Annotated in this window: 18 protein-coding genes and 2 pseudogenes; 15 read left to right on the top strand and 5 right to left on the bottom strand. The window is 69.2% G+C overall.

Annotated elements, in window-relative coordinates:
* The first annotated feature begins 159 nt into the window (after nt 1-159).
* The 11 genes and pseudogenes from AB0C22_RS15390 (at nt 160) to AB0C22_RS15340 (ending at nt 8,711) form a co-directional block, all read left to right on the top strand.
* Complete coding sequence (locus AB0C22_RS15390) at nt 160-630, top strand: hypothetical protein (protein WP_357535455.1); 471 nt, start codon at nt 160-162, stop codon at nt 628-630.
* Between the two features lie 512 nt (nt 631-1,142).
* A complete protein-coding gene (locus tag AB0C22_RS15385; protein ID WP_104113758.1) occupies nt 1,143-1,538 on the top strand; it encodes a transcriptional regulator in 396 nt (131 codons plus the stop codon).
* Nucleotides 1,539-1,814: 276 nt separating this feature from the next.
* A complete protein-coding gene (locus AB0C22_RS15380; RefSeq protein ID WP_357535453.1) occupies nt 1,815-3,434 on the top strand; it encodes an FtsK/SpoIIIE domain-containing protein in 1,620 nt (539 codons plus the stop codon).
* Nucleotides 3,431-3,685, top strand: coding sequence for a hypothetical protein (locus AB0C22_RS15375; RefSeq protein ID WP_067305988.1), 255 nt, complete (start codon nt 3,431-3,433; stop codon nt 3,683-3,685). The genes AB0C22_RS15380 and AB0C22_RS15375 overlap by 4 nt, the downstream gene beginning before the upstream one ends.
* Before the next feature lie 5 nt (nt 3,686-3,690).
* Complete coding sequence (locus AB0C22_RS15370) at nt 3,691-3,882, top strand: hypothetical protein (protein WP_208565250.1); 192 nt, start codon at nt 3,691-3,693, stop codon at nt 3,880-3,882.
* Nucleotides 3,879-4,454: a DUF2637 domain-containing protein gene (locus AB0C22_RS15365; protein WP_357535450.1), complete on the top strand. Its 576-nt coding sequence runs from the start codon at nt 3,879-3,881 to the stop codon at nt 4,452-4,454. The genes AB0C22_RS15370 and AB0C22_RS15365 overlap by 4 nt, the downstream gene beginning before the upstream one ends.
* Nucleotides 4,451-6,205 (top strand): replication initiator, encoded by a 1,755-nt coding sequence (locus tag AB0C22_RS15360; protein WP_357535448.1) that lies wholly within the window; start codon nt 4,451-4,453, stop codon nt 6,203-6,205. The genes AB0C22_RS15365 and AB0C22_RS15360 overlap by 4 nt, the downstream gene beginning before the upstream one ends.
* Nucleotides 6,206-6,207: 2 nt before the next feature.
* Complete coding sequence (locus AB0C22_RS15355) at nt 6,208-6,387, top strand: helix-turn-helix domain-containing protein (RefSeq protein ID WP_204959655.1); 180 nt, start codon at nt 6,208-6,210, stop codon at nt 6,385-6,387.
* Nucleotides 6,387-6,722, top strand: a pseudogene (locus tag AB0C22_RS15350) (site-specific integrase); the annotation flags it as partial. The gene AB0C22_RS15355 and the pseudogene AB0C22_RS15350, both read left to right, overlap by 1 nt.
* 104 nt (nt 6,723-6,826) lie before the next feature.
* Complete coding sequence (locus AB0C22_RS15345; RefSeq protein ID WP_357535446.1) at nt 6,827-7,597, top strand: site-specific integrase; 771 nt, start codon at nt 6,827-6,829, stop codon at nt 7,595-7,597.
* A gap of 49 nt (nt 7,598-7,646) precedes the next feature.
* Nucleotides 7,647-8,711, top strand: a complete 1,065-nt coding sequence (locus AB0C22_RS15340) for a hypothetical protein (RefSeq protein ID WP_357535444.1) — start codon at nt 7,647-7,649, stop codon at nt 8,709-8,711.
* 462 nt (nt 8,712-9,173) lie between these two features.
* Here the strand turns inward: AB0C22_RS15340 and AB0C22_RS15335 are convergent, their stop codons facing one another.
* The 3 genes from AB0C22_RS15335 to AB0C22_RS15325 form a co-directional block, all read right to left on the bottom strand.
* Nucleotides 9,174-9,482 carry a hypothetical protein gene (locus AB0C22_RS15335; protein ID WP_219464083.1) on the bottom strand — a complete coding sequence of 103 codons (309 nt, stop codon included), beginning with the start codon at nt 9,480-9,482 and terminating at the stop codon, nt 9,174-9,176.
* A 268-nt stretch (nt 9,483-9,750) separates the two neighbouring features.
* Complete coding sequence (locus AB0C22_RS15330) at nt 9,751-10,233, bottom strand: hypothetical protein (protein WP_219464082.1); 483 nt, start codon at nt 10,231-10,233, stop codon at nt 9,751-9,753.
* Nucleotides 10,234-10,409: 176 nt separating this feature from the next.
* A complete protein-coding gene (locus tag AB0C22_RS15325; protein ID WP_208568782.1) occupies nt 10,410-10,970 on the bottom strand; it encodes a hypothetical protein in 561 nt (186 codons plus the stop codon).
* On the opposite strand from AB0C22_RS15325, the pseudogene AB0C22_RS15320 reads away from it, so the two are divergent.
* Nucleotides 10,918-11,391 (top strand): annotated as a pseudogene (locus tag AB0C22_RS15320) (hypothetical protein); the annotation flags it as partial. The gene AB0C22_RS15325 and the pseudogene AB0C22_RS15320 sit on opposite strands and share 53 nt — an antisense overlap.
* A gap of 959 nt (nt 11,392-12,350) precedes the next feature.
* On the opposite strand, the gene AB0C22_RS15315 reads toward AB0C22_RS15320, so the two are convergent.
* Nucleotides 12,351-12,839 carry a roadblock/LC7 domain-containing protein gene (locus AB0C22_RS15315; RefSeq protein WP_308290867.1) on the bottom strand — a complete coding sequence of 163 codons (489 nt, stop codon included), beginning with the start codon at nt 12,837-12,839 and terminating at the stop codon, nt 12,351-12,353.
* The gene (locus AB0C22_RS15310; RefSeq protein ID WP_067306011.1) at nt 12,836-13,207 is read right to left on the bottom strand and encodes a hypothetical protein; all 372 of its coding nucleotides are present in this window, start codon (nt 13,205-13,207) and stop codon (nt 12,836-12,838) included. Before AB0C22_RS15310 ends, AB0C22_RS15315 begins: the two co-directional genes overlap by 4 nt.
* Nucleotides 13,208-13,921: 714 nt before the next feature.
* On the opposite strand from AB0C22_RS15310, the gene AB0C22_RS15305 reads away from it, so the two are divergent.
* From AB0C22_RS15305 to AB0C22_RS15295, 3 genes are all read left to right on the top strand, one after another.
* A complete protein-coding gene (locus AB0C22_RS15305) occupies nt 13,922-14,125 on the top strand; it encodes a hypothetical protein (RefSeq protein WP_088644869.1) in 204 nt (67 codons plus the stop codon).
* An 82-nt stretch (nt 14,126-14,207) separates the two neighbouring features.
* Nucleotides 14,208-15,275, top strand: a complete 1,068-nt coding sequence (locus AB0C22_RS15300) for a hypothetical protein (RefSeq protein WP_357535442.1) — start codon at nt 14,208-14,210, stop codon at nt 15,273-15,275.
* Between the two features lie 65 nt (nt 15,276-15,340).
* Nucleotides 15,341-16,771, top strand: coding sequence for an RNB domain-containing ribonuclease (locus AB0C22_RS15295; protein ID WP_219464081.1), 1,431 nt, complete (start codon nt 15,341-15,343; stop codon nt 16,769-16,771).
* The last annotated feature ends 81 nt before the right edge of the window (nt 16,772-16,852 follow it).

Genomic DNA, 16,852 nt, shown 5'->3' with positions numbered 1-16,852 from the left:
GCTCCTGCGATCAATCCGTGACCATGAGATGCAACGCGAGATGTTGTCAAATTTCTGACAATTGCGTTGTCTGGTTGCCCTTAGGTTGCGACTCGCCCACTATCGATGCAAGGCTCAGCAAGTGGCCGGCTGCGATCTTGGCCTGGAATCCGAAGATGGATGCAGGCTGTCGAAGCGTGCCGCGAAGTTGTTGAGAAGGAGGTGATTAGGCTGCGAGAAGTCGTTACCACTGTCGTTATGGCACTGGGCACCGCAGCGCTCCAGCTTGTAATGAAGGGTCTCAGTCGAACCAATTATGCAGGAAAAAACCACGGCTTGAGTCGAGACGATGCCCTCTTCTGGTCCGATTGGGTGATTGCGGCAGCGCTTGCACTCTCTGGATCTATAGTCGTGTCAGCGAGTCAGGGCAAGCAGATTCCTCAGCTGCAACTCTTCCTATGTTTCGTTGCAATATTCTTCGGCTGCAGCGGCCTCCCCTTTTTCCTGAGAATATTTGCCTACGGGCCTAATGCTGAAATTAAGCCTTGGGGCTGGTGGGGGCTTGGGTGGGTCCTAGTGGCTAATGCCTTTGGAGTGCTCGTTCTCTTGAGCGCCGTTTGGGCAGGGGTGGCAGTTTATGACCGGCAATAGGAATGACTCTGACAATTTCGAAGGTCACTCTCAATCCGAAAAGGTGGCTGCGGCCGCAGGTGCGGCTGCAACTGTTGGCAGCGCAGTGGCTTCTATAGCTGTGGCGGCCGGAGTGGCTGCGGTCCCTGCGATTGGTGTCGCTCTTGCCGCCTCGGCCATTATTACCAAGGTGGTGGCGGAATACCTTCGCAAGAAGCGGGATGATAGCTAGCCGACTAGTGGCCATGTTTGTGATGCATGCCTGTGGCCTTGTAGAGGGCTTCAACATCACGCCCTTGCCGCGTTGATAACTTGCCGAAGGTTCCTCGCGTGCGGATCTTCCGGCGGAAAGAGCAGTGGCCACCCCTGGGGGGTGGCCACTTTGTATTCAAGGCTTCGCCCCTGAGGTACGCGCTGCTGGGTGCCCGAAGGCGGGGGTGCGGTGCCATCCAGGGTTGTTGACTTGTCTGCCAAGTGGGGTCTACCTTGGAGTCTCCACTTGGCAGACATGTCAACGACTTGGAGGTTGAGCGATGGCTCTGCGTGGCGGTACGAGGTTCGCCGTGCGTTGTGAGGACGTCTTCCCGGCGGGGTGCGCCCTGGTCCCCGAGTCGCTGGGTGAGGTCGAGGATTACGACGAGAAGACCGGGCGGCGTAGCCCGGCGAAGGACAAGTTGACCGGTCAGCGGGTGTGGCAGGTGCGGGTGATGGACCTGGACCCGGAGCTTGGGAAGCGTTCCCGGGAGACGACGGTCAAGATCTCCGCCGACTACCAGCCGGTGCCGCCGACGGGTGCGCCGTTCGAGGCGGTGGAGTTCGAGGGCATGACGGTGACGCCGTACGTGACCAACAACAACCGGATGGCGTACTCGCTGCGGGCGACCGGGATGCGTGCTCCGGCGGGTGTGGCGAAGAAGGCGGCGGCGTAGCCGCTGAAGGTTGGGGGCGGGGCTGTCTGGTCTTGGCGGACGGCAGCCCCGCCCCCTTGGTGTCTCTTTCCCCTGCTCTGTCGAGAGAGGTAGTGACGTGTCCAAGCGTAGGCGTTCGGCTGCTCCGGCTTCGCCTCGGTGCGAGGTGTGTCAGTCCCGGTTCGATCCGGCCACCGGTGCCGATGGTCGGTGTGGCGGGTGTGTCGGGCAGCTCGTTCTTCCGTTTCCTCCGGTCCGGGATGCGTCGGGCCGGTTCGTGTCGCTGCGGGGTGGGCGATGATCCGCCGGGCTCGTGGCGGGGTGGTGATGGTGACCGCCGGGGATCTGATGGTGGTCCGGCCGAAGCGGTTCGTCCTGCCGATGTGGCTGGTCGTGCTCGGCCTGGTGCTGCGTTGGGCGGCCCGGTTCTGCTGGTGGTGCCTGCGTCACCCGGTCGCCGTGGGCCTGGTCGTGACCGCCGTCGTCCTCTACGTCGAACACGGTTGGCCGGGTGTGGTGGTGCCGCTGGTGCTGGCGTCGGCGGTGTCGGCGTTGTGGCGGTGGCGTGATGAGGCGTCCTGGTGGCGGTGGTGCGCCGGGCCGTTGCTCGGCCGGTTCCGTCAGGTCTTCGTCTATCGGCGGGCCTGGGACGAGGCGATGACCCTGTGCGGCCTGGCCGCGACGTATGACCATCTGCCGGTTCTGCCGCAGTTGCTGCGGGTGCGCTCGGATCAGGCCCTGGATGTGCTGACCGTGCGCATGGTCCGGGGGCAGACTCCGGCCGACTTCCAACAGGTCACCGCGAATCTTGCGTACGCCTTCGGTCGGCGGCACGCCCGGGTCTACTCCGAGCGGCCCGACACCCCGCCGACCCGTACCGGCTACTGGGCGCTGCCGCTCGGCTGGGCGGATCGGCTGCGGTTCCGGGACCGGCCGACGCTGGTGTACCTGGTCCTCGTTCGCACCGATGCGCTGCGGCCGGTGGTGCCGCCGTTCGACACCCCGGCTGTCCCTGACTTCACGGCGTTGCCGTTGGCGCGGCGGGAGGACCTGGGGACCTGGTCGCTGCACCTGCTCGCCACCCATGTGCTGATCGGTGGGGCCACCCGCTCCGGGAAGGGCTCGGTGCTGTGGTCGCTGGTGCGGTCGCTGGCCGGTGGCATCACGTCGGGCCTGGTGCGGCTGTGGGTGATCGACCCCAAGGGCGGGATGGAGTTCGCCATGGGTCGGCCGCTGTTCGCCCGGTTCGCCTGCAAGTCGTTCGAGGCCATGGCCGATCTCCTCGACGAGGCCGTGACCGTGATGCGGGAGCGTCAGACCCGACTCGCCGGCACCGTGCGGGTTCACACGCCGACCGAAGCTGACCCCCTGGTCGCGGTCGTCATCGACGAGATGGCCGCACTGACCGCGTACCTGCAAGACGTCGACCTGCGTAAGCGCATTGCTGGCTCGCTGGGGTTGCTGCTGTCGCAGGGTGCCGGGGTCGGCGTGCTGGTGGTGGCGGCGTTGCAGGACCCGCGTAAGGAGGTGTTGCCGTTCCGGGACCTGTTCCCGACCCGCATCGCCCTCGGCCTGACCGAAGCTGCTCAGGTTGATCTCGTGTTGGGTGACGGTGCCCGCAACCGTGGCGCCCTCGCCGACCAGATGCCCCGATGGGCCAAGGGCGTGGGGTACGTGATCCTGGACGGCACCCCGGAGCCGATGCGGGTGCGGTTCTCCTACGTCACCGACGACGACATCCGCGACCTGGCCCAGCGATACCCGGCTCCGGCCGACGCGGCGGACATCCTCGCCCAGGTCGGCCGCGAGTCCACCCCGGAACCGGCCCGGCCGGCGCTGCCCCGGCCCCGACGCGGGCCACTGCTCCCCGACGCGCTGCGCACCATCCTCGACGCCGACCAGGGCGAACCCCGATGACCGGCCCGACCGACGGCCGACGCTTCTACCGGCTGCGTACCCCCGAACCGGTCACCGCCGTGTCCGTCCGCGTCGACCCCGACCGACCCGACCCGTACCCCGTCTATCTCGCGGTCGGGGCGGGCCGGCGGCGGATGTCCCTGACCCCCGATGAGGCGTGGGCGCTGTGGCGCTGCCTCTCCGAAGCCGTCGCCACGCTCGGCACCCCACCCGACTACATCCGCACCGACATCCGACCGGCCCGGAGGTAACCGCCATGACCACCCTTGCCCGCGTCATCAACCGGTTCCGGCGTCCGCTGCGCATCCGGCTCGTCGGCCCCGCCGACCAGACCGCCGCCGCCCTGCACGGCCTCGCGCACATGGTCAACCGCCGCCCCGACATGGCCGACCGGCGCATCCGCATCGACCTCACCATCCGCGAGAAGCCGATGCAGGAGTGGCGATGACCGCACGCACCGAAACCGCCGTACGCCTGGTCATCCTGCTCGCCATCGGCACCATGGCCGGCGCAGCCGCCTTCACCCACGTCCACGACCTGTCCGTCACCCACGGCCAACCCGACTGGATCGGCTGGGCCAACGCCGTAGCCGTCGAGCTGATGGCGATCTACCTCGGCCTGGAGCTGCGCGCCCGCCGCCGTACCGGTCGGCCCGTCGGCCTGGTCGGCTCGCTCCTGGTCGCGTTCGCACTGCTGTCCCTCGCCGCCCAAGTGGCAGAAGCGGAACCGTCGGTGTGGGGCTGGACCGTGGCGGCCGTGCCGTCGCTGGCGTTCCTCGCCCTGGTCAAGGTCGTCCTGTCCAACGCCCCCGCCACCCCGCCGGCTGCCGCACCGGACCAACCCCCGGGCGACTGGTACGAAGTGCCCGAGCAGGCCACCACCGACCCGGAACCCGAGCGCCCGGCCGGCCCGGTGCCGCCGGCTGTCCCGGCTCCGGCTGCCATCTCTGCCCCGGCAGCCGTCCTGCCTCCGCGTGTCGTCCCCTCGAACCGGCCGCACGTCGTCGGGATCATCCGATGACCGCCCCCACCCTGCCGGGCCTCGAATCCGCCGCCCCGACCCCGGCTGCGCCTCCTCGGCCGGGGTCGCGGGCGGCCCGCATGGCGCTACCCCGCTCGGTCGACGTACTCAAGGAGATCGCCGCCGAGTACGGCGTCTGCGTGCGCCCCCTCGCCATGCGCCGTACCGATCTCGACACCGGCCTGACCGAAGTCATCGACCTGCCCTGCGGGGCCACCCGGGAAGACAAGTGCGCCCCGTGCGCCAAGAAGAACCGGCGGCTGCGGCAGGCCCAGATCCGGGAGGGCTGGCACCGCGATGACGAGCCGTTGCCGCCGCCGGAACCGGCGACCGAGGAACAGAAGGCGCTGATCCTGCTGCGCGGGCATCTGGAGTTCTCCCGTGACGAGGCATCCCGGGCGTGCCAGTGGGACCAGGTCGAAGACCTCGACGACGCTATCCGCGAGGTAGAAGAGGCGATTACGGCCGAAGGGCTCCGGGGTCGGGTCGCCCCACCGCACGCAACCGGCGACGACGACCAGGGCGACGACGACACCGGCCCACGTCGTAAGCGCTCGACCCGGCGGCGGCAGGATGCCCCCGAGCTGCCACGCCGAAAGGTCGAGCGGCGCACGGTCGGCAGGACGTACACCGCTGCGGACGGCACCATCTACCGGCCGTCGATGTGGCTGACGCTCACCCTCGACTCCTACGGCCCGGTGCGCCCCGACGGCACCCCGGTCAACCCCGACCGGTACGACTACCGTCGCGCCGCCTGGGACGCCGTCCACTTCCCCCGCCTACTGGACCGGTTCTGGCAGAACCTGCGCCGCTGTGAGGGCTGGAACGTCCAGTACGCCGGCTGCGTCGAGCCGCAACGCCGTCTCGCCCCACACGCCCACTTCGCCATCCGGGGCACCATCCCCCGAGACACCCTGCGCACCGTCGCCGCTGCCACCTACCACCAGGTGTGGTGGCCGGCAGTTGACGTCCAGCGGTACACCGCCGACCGGCCCCCGGTGTGGGACGAGCGGGTGGCGGCTTGGGTCGACCCGGACACCCACCAGCCGCTGACCACCTGGACGGAAGCCCTCGACGCCATCGACGACAATCCGCACGCGGAACCGGTGCACGTCGTGCGCTTCGGTACCCAGGTCGACGCGCGGGGCGTCATGCCCGGCACCACCGACGCGGAACGGACCATCCGGTACGTCACGAAGTACATCACCAAGCACACCGGCGACGTGCACAAGGCCACCACCGACCGGCAACGCAAACACCTCGACCGGCTATGGCGGGAACTGCGCGTCACGCCCTGCACCGACCGGTGCGCCAACTGGCTGCTCTACGGCGTCCAACCGAAGAAGGCACACGCCAAGCTCAAGCCCGGCCGCTGTAGGGGCAAGGTCCACCAGCGGGACACCCTCGGCATCGGCGGCCGGCGCATCCTCATCTCGCGGGACTGGTCCGGCAAGACGCTCAGCGACCACAAGCACGACGTGCGGGCCTGGGTGCGGTCGCTGCTCGGTGTCACGGTCGGCCTTGATGGGGTCGACGACCAGGGCGCCACCGTCGAGCCGGTCCGGCACGCCTGGGAACTCGCCCGGCCCGATGACCCTGACGTACCGGCCATGGCTCATCGACTGCTGCGGTCAATCAGCGAACGTGCCCGCTGGCGCTCCGAACTGCTCGCCGCCAAGGACCGAGCCGCGCAACTCCCCAACGACGGATCAGCAATGGAAACGGGCGGCACGTCGGGGGAGGGGCTGTGACGGTGGTGAACGATGGGCTCTGGACGGTGCGGGAGGTGGCGGCCTACCTGCGGGTGCCGCAGGAAACGCTGTACCGCTGGCGCAAGGTCAAGTACGGTCCGCCGGCGGCCCGGGTCGGCCGACACCTGCGGTACGAACCGGAGACGGTCCGGGCCTGGGTACGGGCACAGGCGGCGGCCTGATGGGGCACGTGGAGGATCGTTGGTACAAGGTGATCCGGCACCCCGGCGGCCGGAAGGAGCGGATCAAGTCGAATCTGTTCGGCAAGGGGATGCGCTACCGGGTGCGGTACATCGGCCCGGACGGGCGTGAACGTAGCCTGTCCTTCCCCGACCGGGCCAAGCGCGACGCTGACGCCTTCCTCGTCTCCACCGAGACGGACAAACTCCGGGGCTCCTACGTCGACCCGTCCGCCGGTCGGATCACCTTCGCTGAGTACGCGGAGAACTGGTTGCGGACCCGTGCCTTCGACGAGTCGACCCGGGAGAGCACCGAGTTCCGGGTACGCAAGCACCTGGTGCCGTTCTTCGGCGCTCGGCAACTGGCCGCGATCAAGCCGGGTCATATCCGGGAGTGGGACGCCGGGATGGTCGGCAAGCTGGCCCCGGCGACCCGGCTGTGGTGTTTGCCCACCTGCGGACCATCCTCGGCGCGGCGGTCGACGACGAGCGGATCGCCAAGAACCCTTGCTCGGCGGCGTCGGTCAAACCGCCTCGACCGGTGCAACGTCGCGTCGTTCCCTGGCGGGCCGACGAGGTTTCGGCAATCCGCGGTGGCCTCGCTGAGCGATACCGTCCGATGGTCGACCTGGGGGCCGGCTGTGGGATGCGGCAGGGCGAGATCTTCGGCCTGGGCGTCGATGACGTCGACCTCGCTTCGGGCTGGGTGCACATCGTCCGGCAAGTCAAGGTGGTCCGCTCCCGGTTGGTCTTCGGCCTGCCCAAGAACGACCGGGACCGCCGCGTACCGCTGCCCGACTCAGTGGCCCAGTCACTCAAGGACCACGCCAAGAAGTACGACCCTCTTTCGATCACCCTGCCGTGGGAGGACCCGTTTAGTGATGAGCGGGTGACGGTGCCGCTGATCTTCACCACCACCCGGCGAGGTGCGATCAAGCGGGCAACCTTCGACGGCAAGAGCTGGCGACCAGCGGTGGCGGCGGCCGGCATCGTCCCGACCCGAGCAACCGGGATGCACGCGCTGCGGCACTTCTACGCCTCGGCGCTGCTCGACGCGGGGGAGAGCATCAAGGCTCTCGCCTCGTACCTCGGGCACTCCGACCCCGGCTTCACGCTCAGGGTCTACACCCATCTGATGCCCGCAAGTGAGGAGCGGACGCGCAACGCGATCGATGGTCTTTTTGGAGATCGGAAGCCTAGTTCTCGGCAATGACCCCCGGGGTCCCTGTCCATCGTAGAGGAATCGGCCTACAGTGGCAGGTGTGGCGGGAACGATCACTATCGGGGTGCGGCCGGTGCATGTATATCAGCGGAGATTTGACTCCGATGATATGGCTGGGGCGTTAAGGAACTCCCATCTGTATCTGATTTCGCGCCGCCCTCAATTGCGCCTTGACGCGGCTAGCCTTGTTTGGAAGCCGTATGGTGTCAGGGTGGACGCCTATGGTCGCCGGGAAGGATCCGGCGATATTTGGCGTCAAAAAATTGTGATCCCCGCGCCCGAAGGTGAGCCAATATCCGACTTTCGACTCTATGCGGACGGTAGTTATTTCTCCCTGCGTGGTAGTCGGGGCTTGATTCATGGTGACGCCTGGTCCTTCGCTAGCTTTTTCACTAATGCGGCCGAAGAGATTGCGGGCCAGGAAGTGATGTACGTTGGGAAGGCGTATGGCCAGGATGGCTCAAGCAACGTATGGGAGCGGACTCGGAAGCACGAGACTCTGTCAAGAATCTATGAGGACCATCTTTCAAGCGGATTCGACGTCTTCCTGACTCCGCTCGAGGTGGAGTATGCCACGTTGAGTTCTATGGACCATATCAACGACAACGATGACGGCCCCATCCTGTTTGGAGGATTCTATGGTCGTTACGTCGAGCTTGAAACAACGCGAGTGCTTGGGCCTGCCATAGATCTTGCAGAGCATGCTTTAATCTCCCACTTTGTGCCTCACTATAATAAGAATCTACGCGAGTGGTGTGCTGCGAGTCCAACTAAAGACATGCAGCTCATGCGCTCGGGTGGTTTCAGGTTGTTGCATGTTCACTTCAATGGATGGTGGGGGCTTTCGCGCTTCTACTCGCGCCAGGAGCCTGCGAGGGTTCGTAGTCACTTAATTTCGCATGACCTTCCACCGAATCCCTCCCGCGCGGTAAGAAGGGGCATTGGATCGACTGATTTTGACAATTGGGCGGCTCAATTGAGTTTGGTTGAGAAAGGTCACCAATTCTTTGCAAACGACGCTGAGCGGGCGGGGGTGGCCCTACGCGTCTTCGGCGAGAGTGCTCCGGGGGAACGTCGGCCACCCGAAGTCGTATTTGATCTCTGAGATGTGCGAGTCGTAGCTCTGGAGCTTGTCGGCTTGCTCATGGTGCCCGCTCAGGACGCCTCGACGGCCTGGCGGCGGCCTGCAACGGCTGTCGCTGGGCTCCGTCCCTGGTCAGTGAGGCTGCGGTGATCACAATCCGGCGTACAGGTCGACTCGTCCGTCGCCCACCAGCTCAGAGCCGTGATCACGGTTCTGGTGGGCCTTCTTGCGACCCTGTAGGCGGCGGTGCCGGTGGGGTCTGCCCCAGGCGGACGGGATCAACTCGACGCGGAGATGTCCCTTGTGGTGACCGCACCCGATCGCTGGGCGTAAGGGTGCGGGTGGTGTGGCAAGCCTGAACCGCATTCGGCCCGGTTCAGGCTTGCCACACCATTACGTCCCGATGGGATCGTGGGCTTTATTCACCCGGAAAGAGATTCCGAGGGTCGGTCGGTCAGCTCTGTGCTTCCAGCCAGCGGTAGCTCAGGATGACACCCACGGCGGGGCACTCCCGACGGGAAACGCGGGTCGAAGACGTTCCCGTGTTCTTCCATCCCCGTAGTAGTCCTGACCGTTCGAGCAGTGGATGCCGACCCGGTGCGTACCGGTTCCCGACGCGCACTTGGTCGCGCCGCCGATACCCACGCCGTCCTCGTAGATGGTCCAGACGTCGCAGTTGCTCGGGAACGCGTGCGCTGGTGTCGCTGCCACCAGCCCGGCCGCACCCACCATGACGACCACCGCGGCCCGTCCGAGTTGACGGCGAATGCCGGCAGTCATGTAGTTTTTCATTTACTATTCTCCTCGCCTGCGGTAAAGAACTCGGCGGAGGCCGAGATTCCACATTGAGGATCCCCGTGTATCGTCGTACGACTGCCTGTCACCCTAGCAATCGGTTCGGCTGATGGAAAGCCTTTGTTCTCGTACGATTCCTGTCGGGTTTCGTGGGGGTGTTACTGGCGCTGGAAGACAACGCAGAATGGCATTGACGGACAACGCCGGCTATTGACTGCACGACTTTGCATACGGTCCTGCCGGCCGTGCCGCGAGGGTGGGCGGGTCAGCTGTGGTCGCGGCAGCCGAGCTGGTCGCCGATCTCCTCCGGGATGCCGTACGGACTGCACTCCAGCCCACTGCCCTCGCCGATCTTCTGCCACCTGCCCGCCGAGTGCGCGAACACCAGCAGCCCGTCGCCCTGTTGCCCCGGGTCGACGGCGATCACCCCGGCGGTCGCCCACTGCCGCGCGCAGTTGATGTGGTCGGGGTCGATCCGGTGCGTTTTGACGTCCAACCCCGCCACCTTCTGGAGGGTGGCGGCGCTGACCGGACAGGCCGCCCTGGTGGCCGTCGGTGCGGCGGACACCGCGCCGCGCGTCGGCGATGCCCTGTCGGGGGACGGAGTGACGTCGGTGGCTCCCGTGGTGCCGGCCGCGGGCGGGGTGGTGCCGGAGCCCGTCACCGGGTCGGGTGAGCTGGGGTCGCAGGCGGCCACGGCTACCAGCACGGCGACGGGTGCCAGAACACGCAGGTTCTTCAGGGCCATTGTTCCTCCAGTCCGGACGTGTTCGGTGCTCTACCGGATACACCCGTGACGGGCGGGACAGGTTGCGGCTGGGGCGGATTCCGGTCGGCTCTGCTCGTCGTCCGGACTGGAGGAACGACAGGAACGTCGGCGTCGGCACCGGTGGAGGTGTCGACGCCGACGCCCGGACGTTCAGCTCAGGCCGTGCACGCGTGCGGCCCGGTGGCCGCGAGGTCGGTCAACGCGCACACCTTCACCAGCGGGTAGTGCGGCCCCATGACGGCCGCGGCGGTCTCCGCCGTGCTGTCCACCGGCACGTTCTGGGTGGCGTGCGGGAAGTTGGCGACCGGCATCAGGTTGCGCAGCAGGACCATGTGCGGGGCCGCCGGATAGGAGACGGAGAACGGCAGGAAGGTGGCGTCGTCGACCGCCTCGATCGCCGTCCGCTGCTGCTCCCGGCCGAGCACATAGGTGTAGTAGCCGTGCCGGTCGAGGCGGGTGTCGTCGTCGTAGCGGCAGCCGAGGCTCGCCGGTGCGTCGGTGAACCGGTTGATCACGACGGGCTTGACCTGGCCGCCGAGGTTGGTGCACATCGAGAAGTAGCGCAGGTCGGTGTGCCGGCGCGGCCAGACGCCCGGGTGGTTGCCGGAGACCGTCCGCGGTGCCCGGCCTCGGATCACCACCACCTGATCCGCCGTCGGCGGGGTGACCCAGGTGCCGAGATACGCGTTGTCCGGGTTCGGCGCGAGGTTCTCCACCTCGGATGTCCGGGTGAAGAGCTTCTGCCCGGTCTCCTCCGGATGCCCCGGCCCGCCGGGTCCGCCGGGTCCGCCGGGTCCGCCGGGTCCGCCGGGTCCGCCGGGCCCGCCGGGCCCACCAGGTCCGCCGGGTCCGCCAGGCCCGCCGGGCCCACCAGGTCCGCCGGGTCCGCCGGGCCCGCCGGGCCCATGAGGACCACCAGGCCCGCCGGGTCCGCCAGGCCCGCCGGGTCCGCCGGGTCCGCCGGGCCCATGAGGATCACCAGGCCCGCCGGGCCCACCGGGTCCGCCAGGCCCATGAGGACCGCCGGGCCCGCCAGGCCCTCCGGGATGACCGGGTCCGCCGGGATGACCGGGTCCGCCCGGTCCACCTCCGGGAGGTCCCGGCGGGCCACCGGGCCCGCCGACGCCGGACGGTCCTGCCTCCCGGGCGCTCGCCGTCGCGGGCGTGCTGGGGCCACCACCTCCCGACGGGCAGGGCGGCAGGGTCTGCGCCACCCCGTCGAGGGTGAGGGTCATGGTGGGCAGTACGACCGTAGCGTCCCCGCCGGCCGGCAGGTAGACCCGGAAGATCACCGATGCCTTCGCGCCGGGCAGGGCGTCCTCCCGGGCCAGGGGCAGGCGGTTGGTCTGCCCGAACGCCACGTCGGGGGTGATGGTGAGGGTGAACCGGCCGCCCGGCGCGGCGGCGGTCTGCCACGGATTCTGGCTGCCCGCGTCCGGGGTGATCAGGTAATCGGGCATGCTGGAGCTGACACCATTGCGCGTAAAGTAGGTGGGCTTGTCGTCATAGACGTTGAAAGACGCGTATCTGGCGTCGGGGAAAGCCCCCGAGATGGTGATTTCCAGGCCTGGCGTGACCGGATAGACGGTCGACCAGTAGGTGGCGGCGGTGTCCGGCCAGTAGGCGTTCAGGCTCGTCGCCCCGTACTTCGACGACCAGGCGCAGGTCGGCATGGTGACGGCGGCGGCGGAACGTTCCGCCTCGGCAGGGGTGCCGACCAGGGGAATGGTCAGCGCGATCAGTCCGGACAGTAAGAGGAATGGCCGACGCGTGGCCCGCGTCGGTGGCGTGAGCACCGAGAGTGGCATCCGTCGACTTGATCAGACACTTGTGTCGACGTAGTTACTTTCGCGGTCAATTATCGTTGCTGATTTGCGCGTCCCGGCCCATCGGCGATAATTATTTCCCGGCAGTGTTGGCTATTTCGGAAAAGCCAGATCCGGGATATCTGGTCGGGTGGTGCGGTGGAGTGTGGACAGTGGCCGGGATTCGCCCGGTAAAGAATGTCTGCGCCCGGGTGGGCCGGGCCTGCCGGTCGGGCTCGGAGCCGGCCGCTGGGGGTGCGGCGTGCTCCGCCGCGACCCCCGTCGTCCGGTTCAGGCGTCCGTCGGTACGCGGGTCAGCAGCGCCGCGAGGCGGCCGGCCACCCCCGGGGCGTGCAGGTGCAGCCGGGCCACGTTGACCGCGTCCGTGCCGACCACGGCGAGCAGGGCCTGCTCACTGACGGCGTAGACGCTCAGGTAGCCGTTCTGGTTGCGTACCGTGGACTGTTGGAAGTCTCCCTGGTCGAGCCGCATGCCGACCTGCCGGCCGAGGCCGAAGGTGGTCGCGGCGAGCGCGGCCAGGTCGTTGGGGTCCACCTCGGTCTGCAGGTTGTGCGTGATGAGCAGGCCGTCGACGCCGCCCAGTACGCAGCCGTGCACCCCCGGGATCTGGTGCCGCAGCTCCGCCAGCTCGCGACTGATCGCCGGGTACGGCAACGAGCGGTCTCCGGCCAGCGACGGGGGGAGCGGTCGGGCGGCCGGTAGTTTGCTGGCGCGCGTGGAGCGGCGGGGCAGGACGGTCTCGGTCTTGTCGGCGCTCACAGTTCCAGGCTCTCCTCGATCGTGCGCAGCTGGTGTCGGGCCATGGCCAGGTTGGCCCGGCTCTTGCTCACCATCAGATAGAGGAACAGGCCCTTGCCGGTGCGGCCGGTCAACGGCCGGATCAGGTGGTACTGGCTGCCGAGCGTGATGAGGATGTCCTCGATCTCATCCTCGATCTTGAGCATCTCCAGGGTGCGCATTTTGGCGCGGACGACGTCGGTGTTTCCGGCGGCGGCGACGGTCAGATCGATCTCGCCGGTGCCGCCGGCTACGCCGAGGGTCATCCCGCTGCTGTAGTCGACGAGCGCCACCCCGATCGCTCCATCGATACTCATCGCATTCTTCAGGGCGACGTCCAGGCTAGCCACGGTGGTGTTCTCCCGGTTCGACAGGGCGGCGCCGTTGACATCGTCGTCCTCGTCCCGCCCGGTTGACGGGCGGTGGCAGCGCCGCAAGAGGTCTGACGAGGCTCGCACACAACCCGGTCCGGCCGCACTCGGGGCTGCCGCATCGGGGCTGTCCGGCCGACCCGGGCCGGCCGGCGGTCCCGTCGAGGGGACCGGGTGAGGGATGGTCCGTCTCGGGGGCGAGCTGATACCAGGTACCAGGTCCGGATGGTAGGGCCGGAAGTCCCCGACCCGTCGGCCACCGCGCGCCACGGACCGGCGGCTGTCCCGACCGTGGACACCCGGACGGCGGCTCAGCCGGTCCAGGCGACGGTCCGGGCCGTCCGGTCGAAGTGCCGGCTCAACTCCGCGTCGGCGCGGACACGTCCCCGTCATGATCGCGCTGTTCGATTCTGCCGGGGGTCGTCGAAGTCGTACCACCGGCTCTTCGGCTCGGCCGGTCCCGCCCACCGCCGACCACGCGGGGTGGCGTCGCCGTCGGTGGGCCCGCCCCGGCCGCTGCCGAACCCGGCCCGACGTGGGTGCCGCCGGGCCGCTGCGACGGCCTCCGCGCAGGTCAGGGCCAATTTCGTGGTTTCGCCTCCGGCGCCGCCGAGCACGTCTACTGTGGATGTGGTCGCGACCAATTGCGGCGATCCGGTGGCGGTCGGGCTGCGCCCGGTGCACAGTGATCTCATGAACGACAGCGGAAGTGGTGGGCACTACTACTGGTGCACCCGACACCACCGGGTCGAGACCGATGCCGACGTGTGCCCTGCCAAGCACGTTCTCGGACCGTATCCCTCGGCTGCCGACGCGGAGAACGCCCTGCAGAAGGTGCAGGAGCGCAACGAGGCGTGGGAAGCCGAAGACGCCCGCTGGGCCGGGGAGGGCAACTGAACGGCGCGGGACGGCCCGCGTCGAGGACTCCGTGCCTCCGTGAGGAGGCACGCGGGAGCATGTCCCCAAGGAGGGAACCGAGATGGCCGAAGCAGCAAAGGCCACCACCCGCCCGGCCGCGACGAAGACCGCCGCGGCGGAGCGGACCGCAGGCGCGACCCGGAGCACTGCGGCCCGCCGCTCCACCACCACCATGACCGCGGCCCGCAGGGCGTCGGCCGGCCGGGCGACGGCGAACGCGGCGGGTGCCGGCGCGGGCCGGCCCCCGTCCACCGGCACCGCCAGGACGGCGGCGACCGGCCCGGCGAAGAAGACCCCGGCCACCCGCAGCGCCGCCAGCAAGGCTCCCGCGTCGAAGTCGACCGCGAAGAAGGCCCCGGCCGCCCGGAGCACCGCGGCTAAGTCGACCGCGAGGAAGGCTCCGGCGAGGAAAGCCGCCGACACGACCACCGCCGCCGCCCGGAAGACCGCCGGGGCGGCGAAGAAGACCACGGCCACCGCCCGGACCACGGCGGCGAAGAAGACCACCGCAGCGAAACGGACGACCACGGCAGCGGCGAAGAAGACCACCGCGACCGCCCGGACCATGGCCCGGAAGACCGCGCCCGCGAAGAAGACGACCGCCAAGCGGACCACGGCCGCGAACACCACGGCCGCCAAGCGGACCGCGCCCGCGAAGACGACGGCCGCCAAGCGGACCACGGCCGCGAACACGACGGCCGCGAAGCGCACCACGGCCGCGAAGACGACGGCCGCGAAGGCCATGCCCGAGAAAAAGACAGCCGCGAAGAAGGCCGTGCCCGCGAAGAGGACGGCCGCCAGGAAGGCGACGCCCGCGACGGCGGCGAAGAAGACCACGGCGGCGAGGAAGACCTCGGCGGCGACGAAGACCACGCCCGCGAAGAAGGCCGCCGCAGCCAAGAAGGCGCCGGCCAGGAAGTCGACCGCGAAGACGGCACCCGCGTCGAAGTCGACCGCGAAGAAGGCCCCGGCCCGGAAGGCGAGCGCGACGGCCACCCGTACGGCGGCGGCGAAGAAGGCGACCGCCACGAAGACGCCCGCCAAGAAGGTCACCGCCCGCAAGGCCCCCGGCCGTACGGCGCCGGCGCGCGCCACCGCGCCGGCCAGCGCCCGGAAGGCCACCGGCTGACCGTACGGAGACCGTCGCCCGCCTGCCGGAGAGCGGATCGCGCGGCACGCTGCCAGGATTGACCCGTGGTCATCCGACGTGTGCTCGCGCCCCGCATCGACTTCGGCGCGCTGCGCCGCGAGCTGGGACTGCCCGACAGCTTCCCGGCCGCAGCGCAGCGCGAGGCGGACGAGGCGGCCGACGCCCCGCCGCCCGCCGTGGCCGACCGTACCGACATCCCGTTCGTCACGGTCGACCCGGCCGCCTCCCGCGACCTGGACCAGGCGATGCACCTCAGCGCCCGCCCCGGCGGCTACCGGGTGCGGTACGCCATCGCCGACGTCGCTGCCCACGTGCGCCCCGGCGGGCCGTTGGAGGAGGAGACCTGGCGGCGCGGGCAGACCGTCTACCTGCCCGACGGCAACGTGCCGTTGCACCCGCACACCCTCAGCGAAGGGGCGGCCAGCCTGCTGCCCGACGTCGACCGGGCGGCGGTGCTCTGGACCATCGACCTCGACACCGACGGGGCCACCGTCGCCGTCGGGCTGGAGCGCGCCCTGGTCCGCAGCCGCGCCAAACTGGACTATTCGGGCGTGCAGGTGGCCGCCGACGCCGGTCGGCTCCCCGAACCGATCGCCCTGCTGCCCGAGATCGGCGCCCTGCTCACCGCCCGTGGCCTGCGCCGGGGTGCGGTCAACCTGCCCCTGCCCGAGCAGGACGTCGAGCCCGACGGGGACGGGTGGCGGCTGGTGCTGCGCGGCCCCGGTCCGATGGAGGACCACAACGCCCAGATCTCGCTGCTCACCGGGATGGCGGCGGCGGACATCATGCTCGCCGGTCGGATCGGGCTGCTGCGCACCATGCCGGCACCGAAGCCGGAGGCGGTGGCCCGGCTGCGCGCGGCGGCGGCCCCGCTGGGCGTGCACTGGCCGGACGGGGTACGGGTGGGGGAGGTGCTGGCCGGGTTGGACGCCTCGCAGCCCCGGGCCGCCGCCTTCGTCGACCAGGCGGCCGAACTGATGCGCGGTGCGGCGTACACGGCGTTCGACGGCGAGCTGCCCGAACAGCCGGAGCACGGTGGGGTGGCAGCCGCGTACGCCCATGTCACCGCCCCGCTGCGTCGACTGGCCGACCGGTACGCCACGGAGGTCTGCCTGGCCCTGCACGAGGGCCGTGAGGTGCCGGAGTGGGCCCGTACGGCGCTGCCCCGGCTGCCGGAGGCGATGGCCTCGACCGACCGGACGGCGGGCACCGCCACCCGGGGTGCGATCGAGCTGGCCGAGGCGGTGCTGCTGGAGCACCGGGTGGGGGAGACGTTCTCGGCGGCGGTGCTGGACGTGGACGCACCGCCGAACAGTCAGTCGAAGCCCGGTCGGGTGCCCGGCGGGACGGTGGCGTTGGACGATCCGCCGGTACGGGCCCGCTGCACCGGTGAGCTGCCACTGGGGGAGCGGGTCACCGTACGCCTGGTCACCGCCGACCCGGTCGGCCGCAAGGTCCTCTTCGCGCGGGCCTGAACCCGGCCCCGGCGGGTCCCGCCCTGTCCGGCGGCCCTGGCGGGGCGGGCAGCGTCACAGCGCCTTGTGCCGCTGACCGTG

It is taken from the genome of Micromonospora sp. NPDC048894 (genome assembly GCF_040649765.1).
Classification (GTDB): Bacteria; Actinomycetota; Actinomycetes; order Mycobacteriales; family Micromonosporaceae; genus Micromonospora; species Micromonospora antibiotica.
Note: the sequence above shows the minus strand (reverse complement) of the source record. Positions and strands in the feature narration are given on the sequence as shown.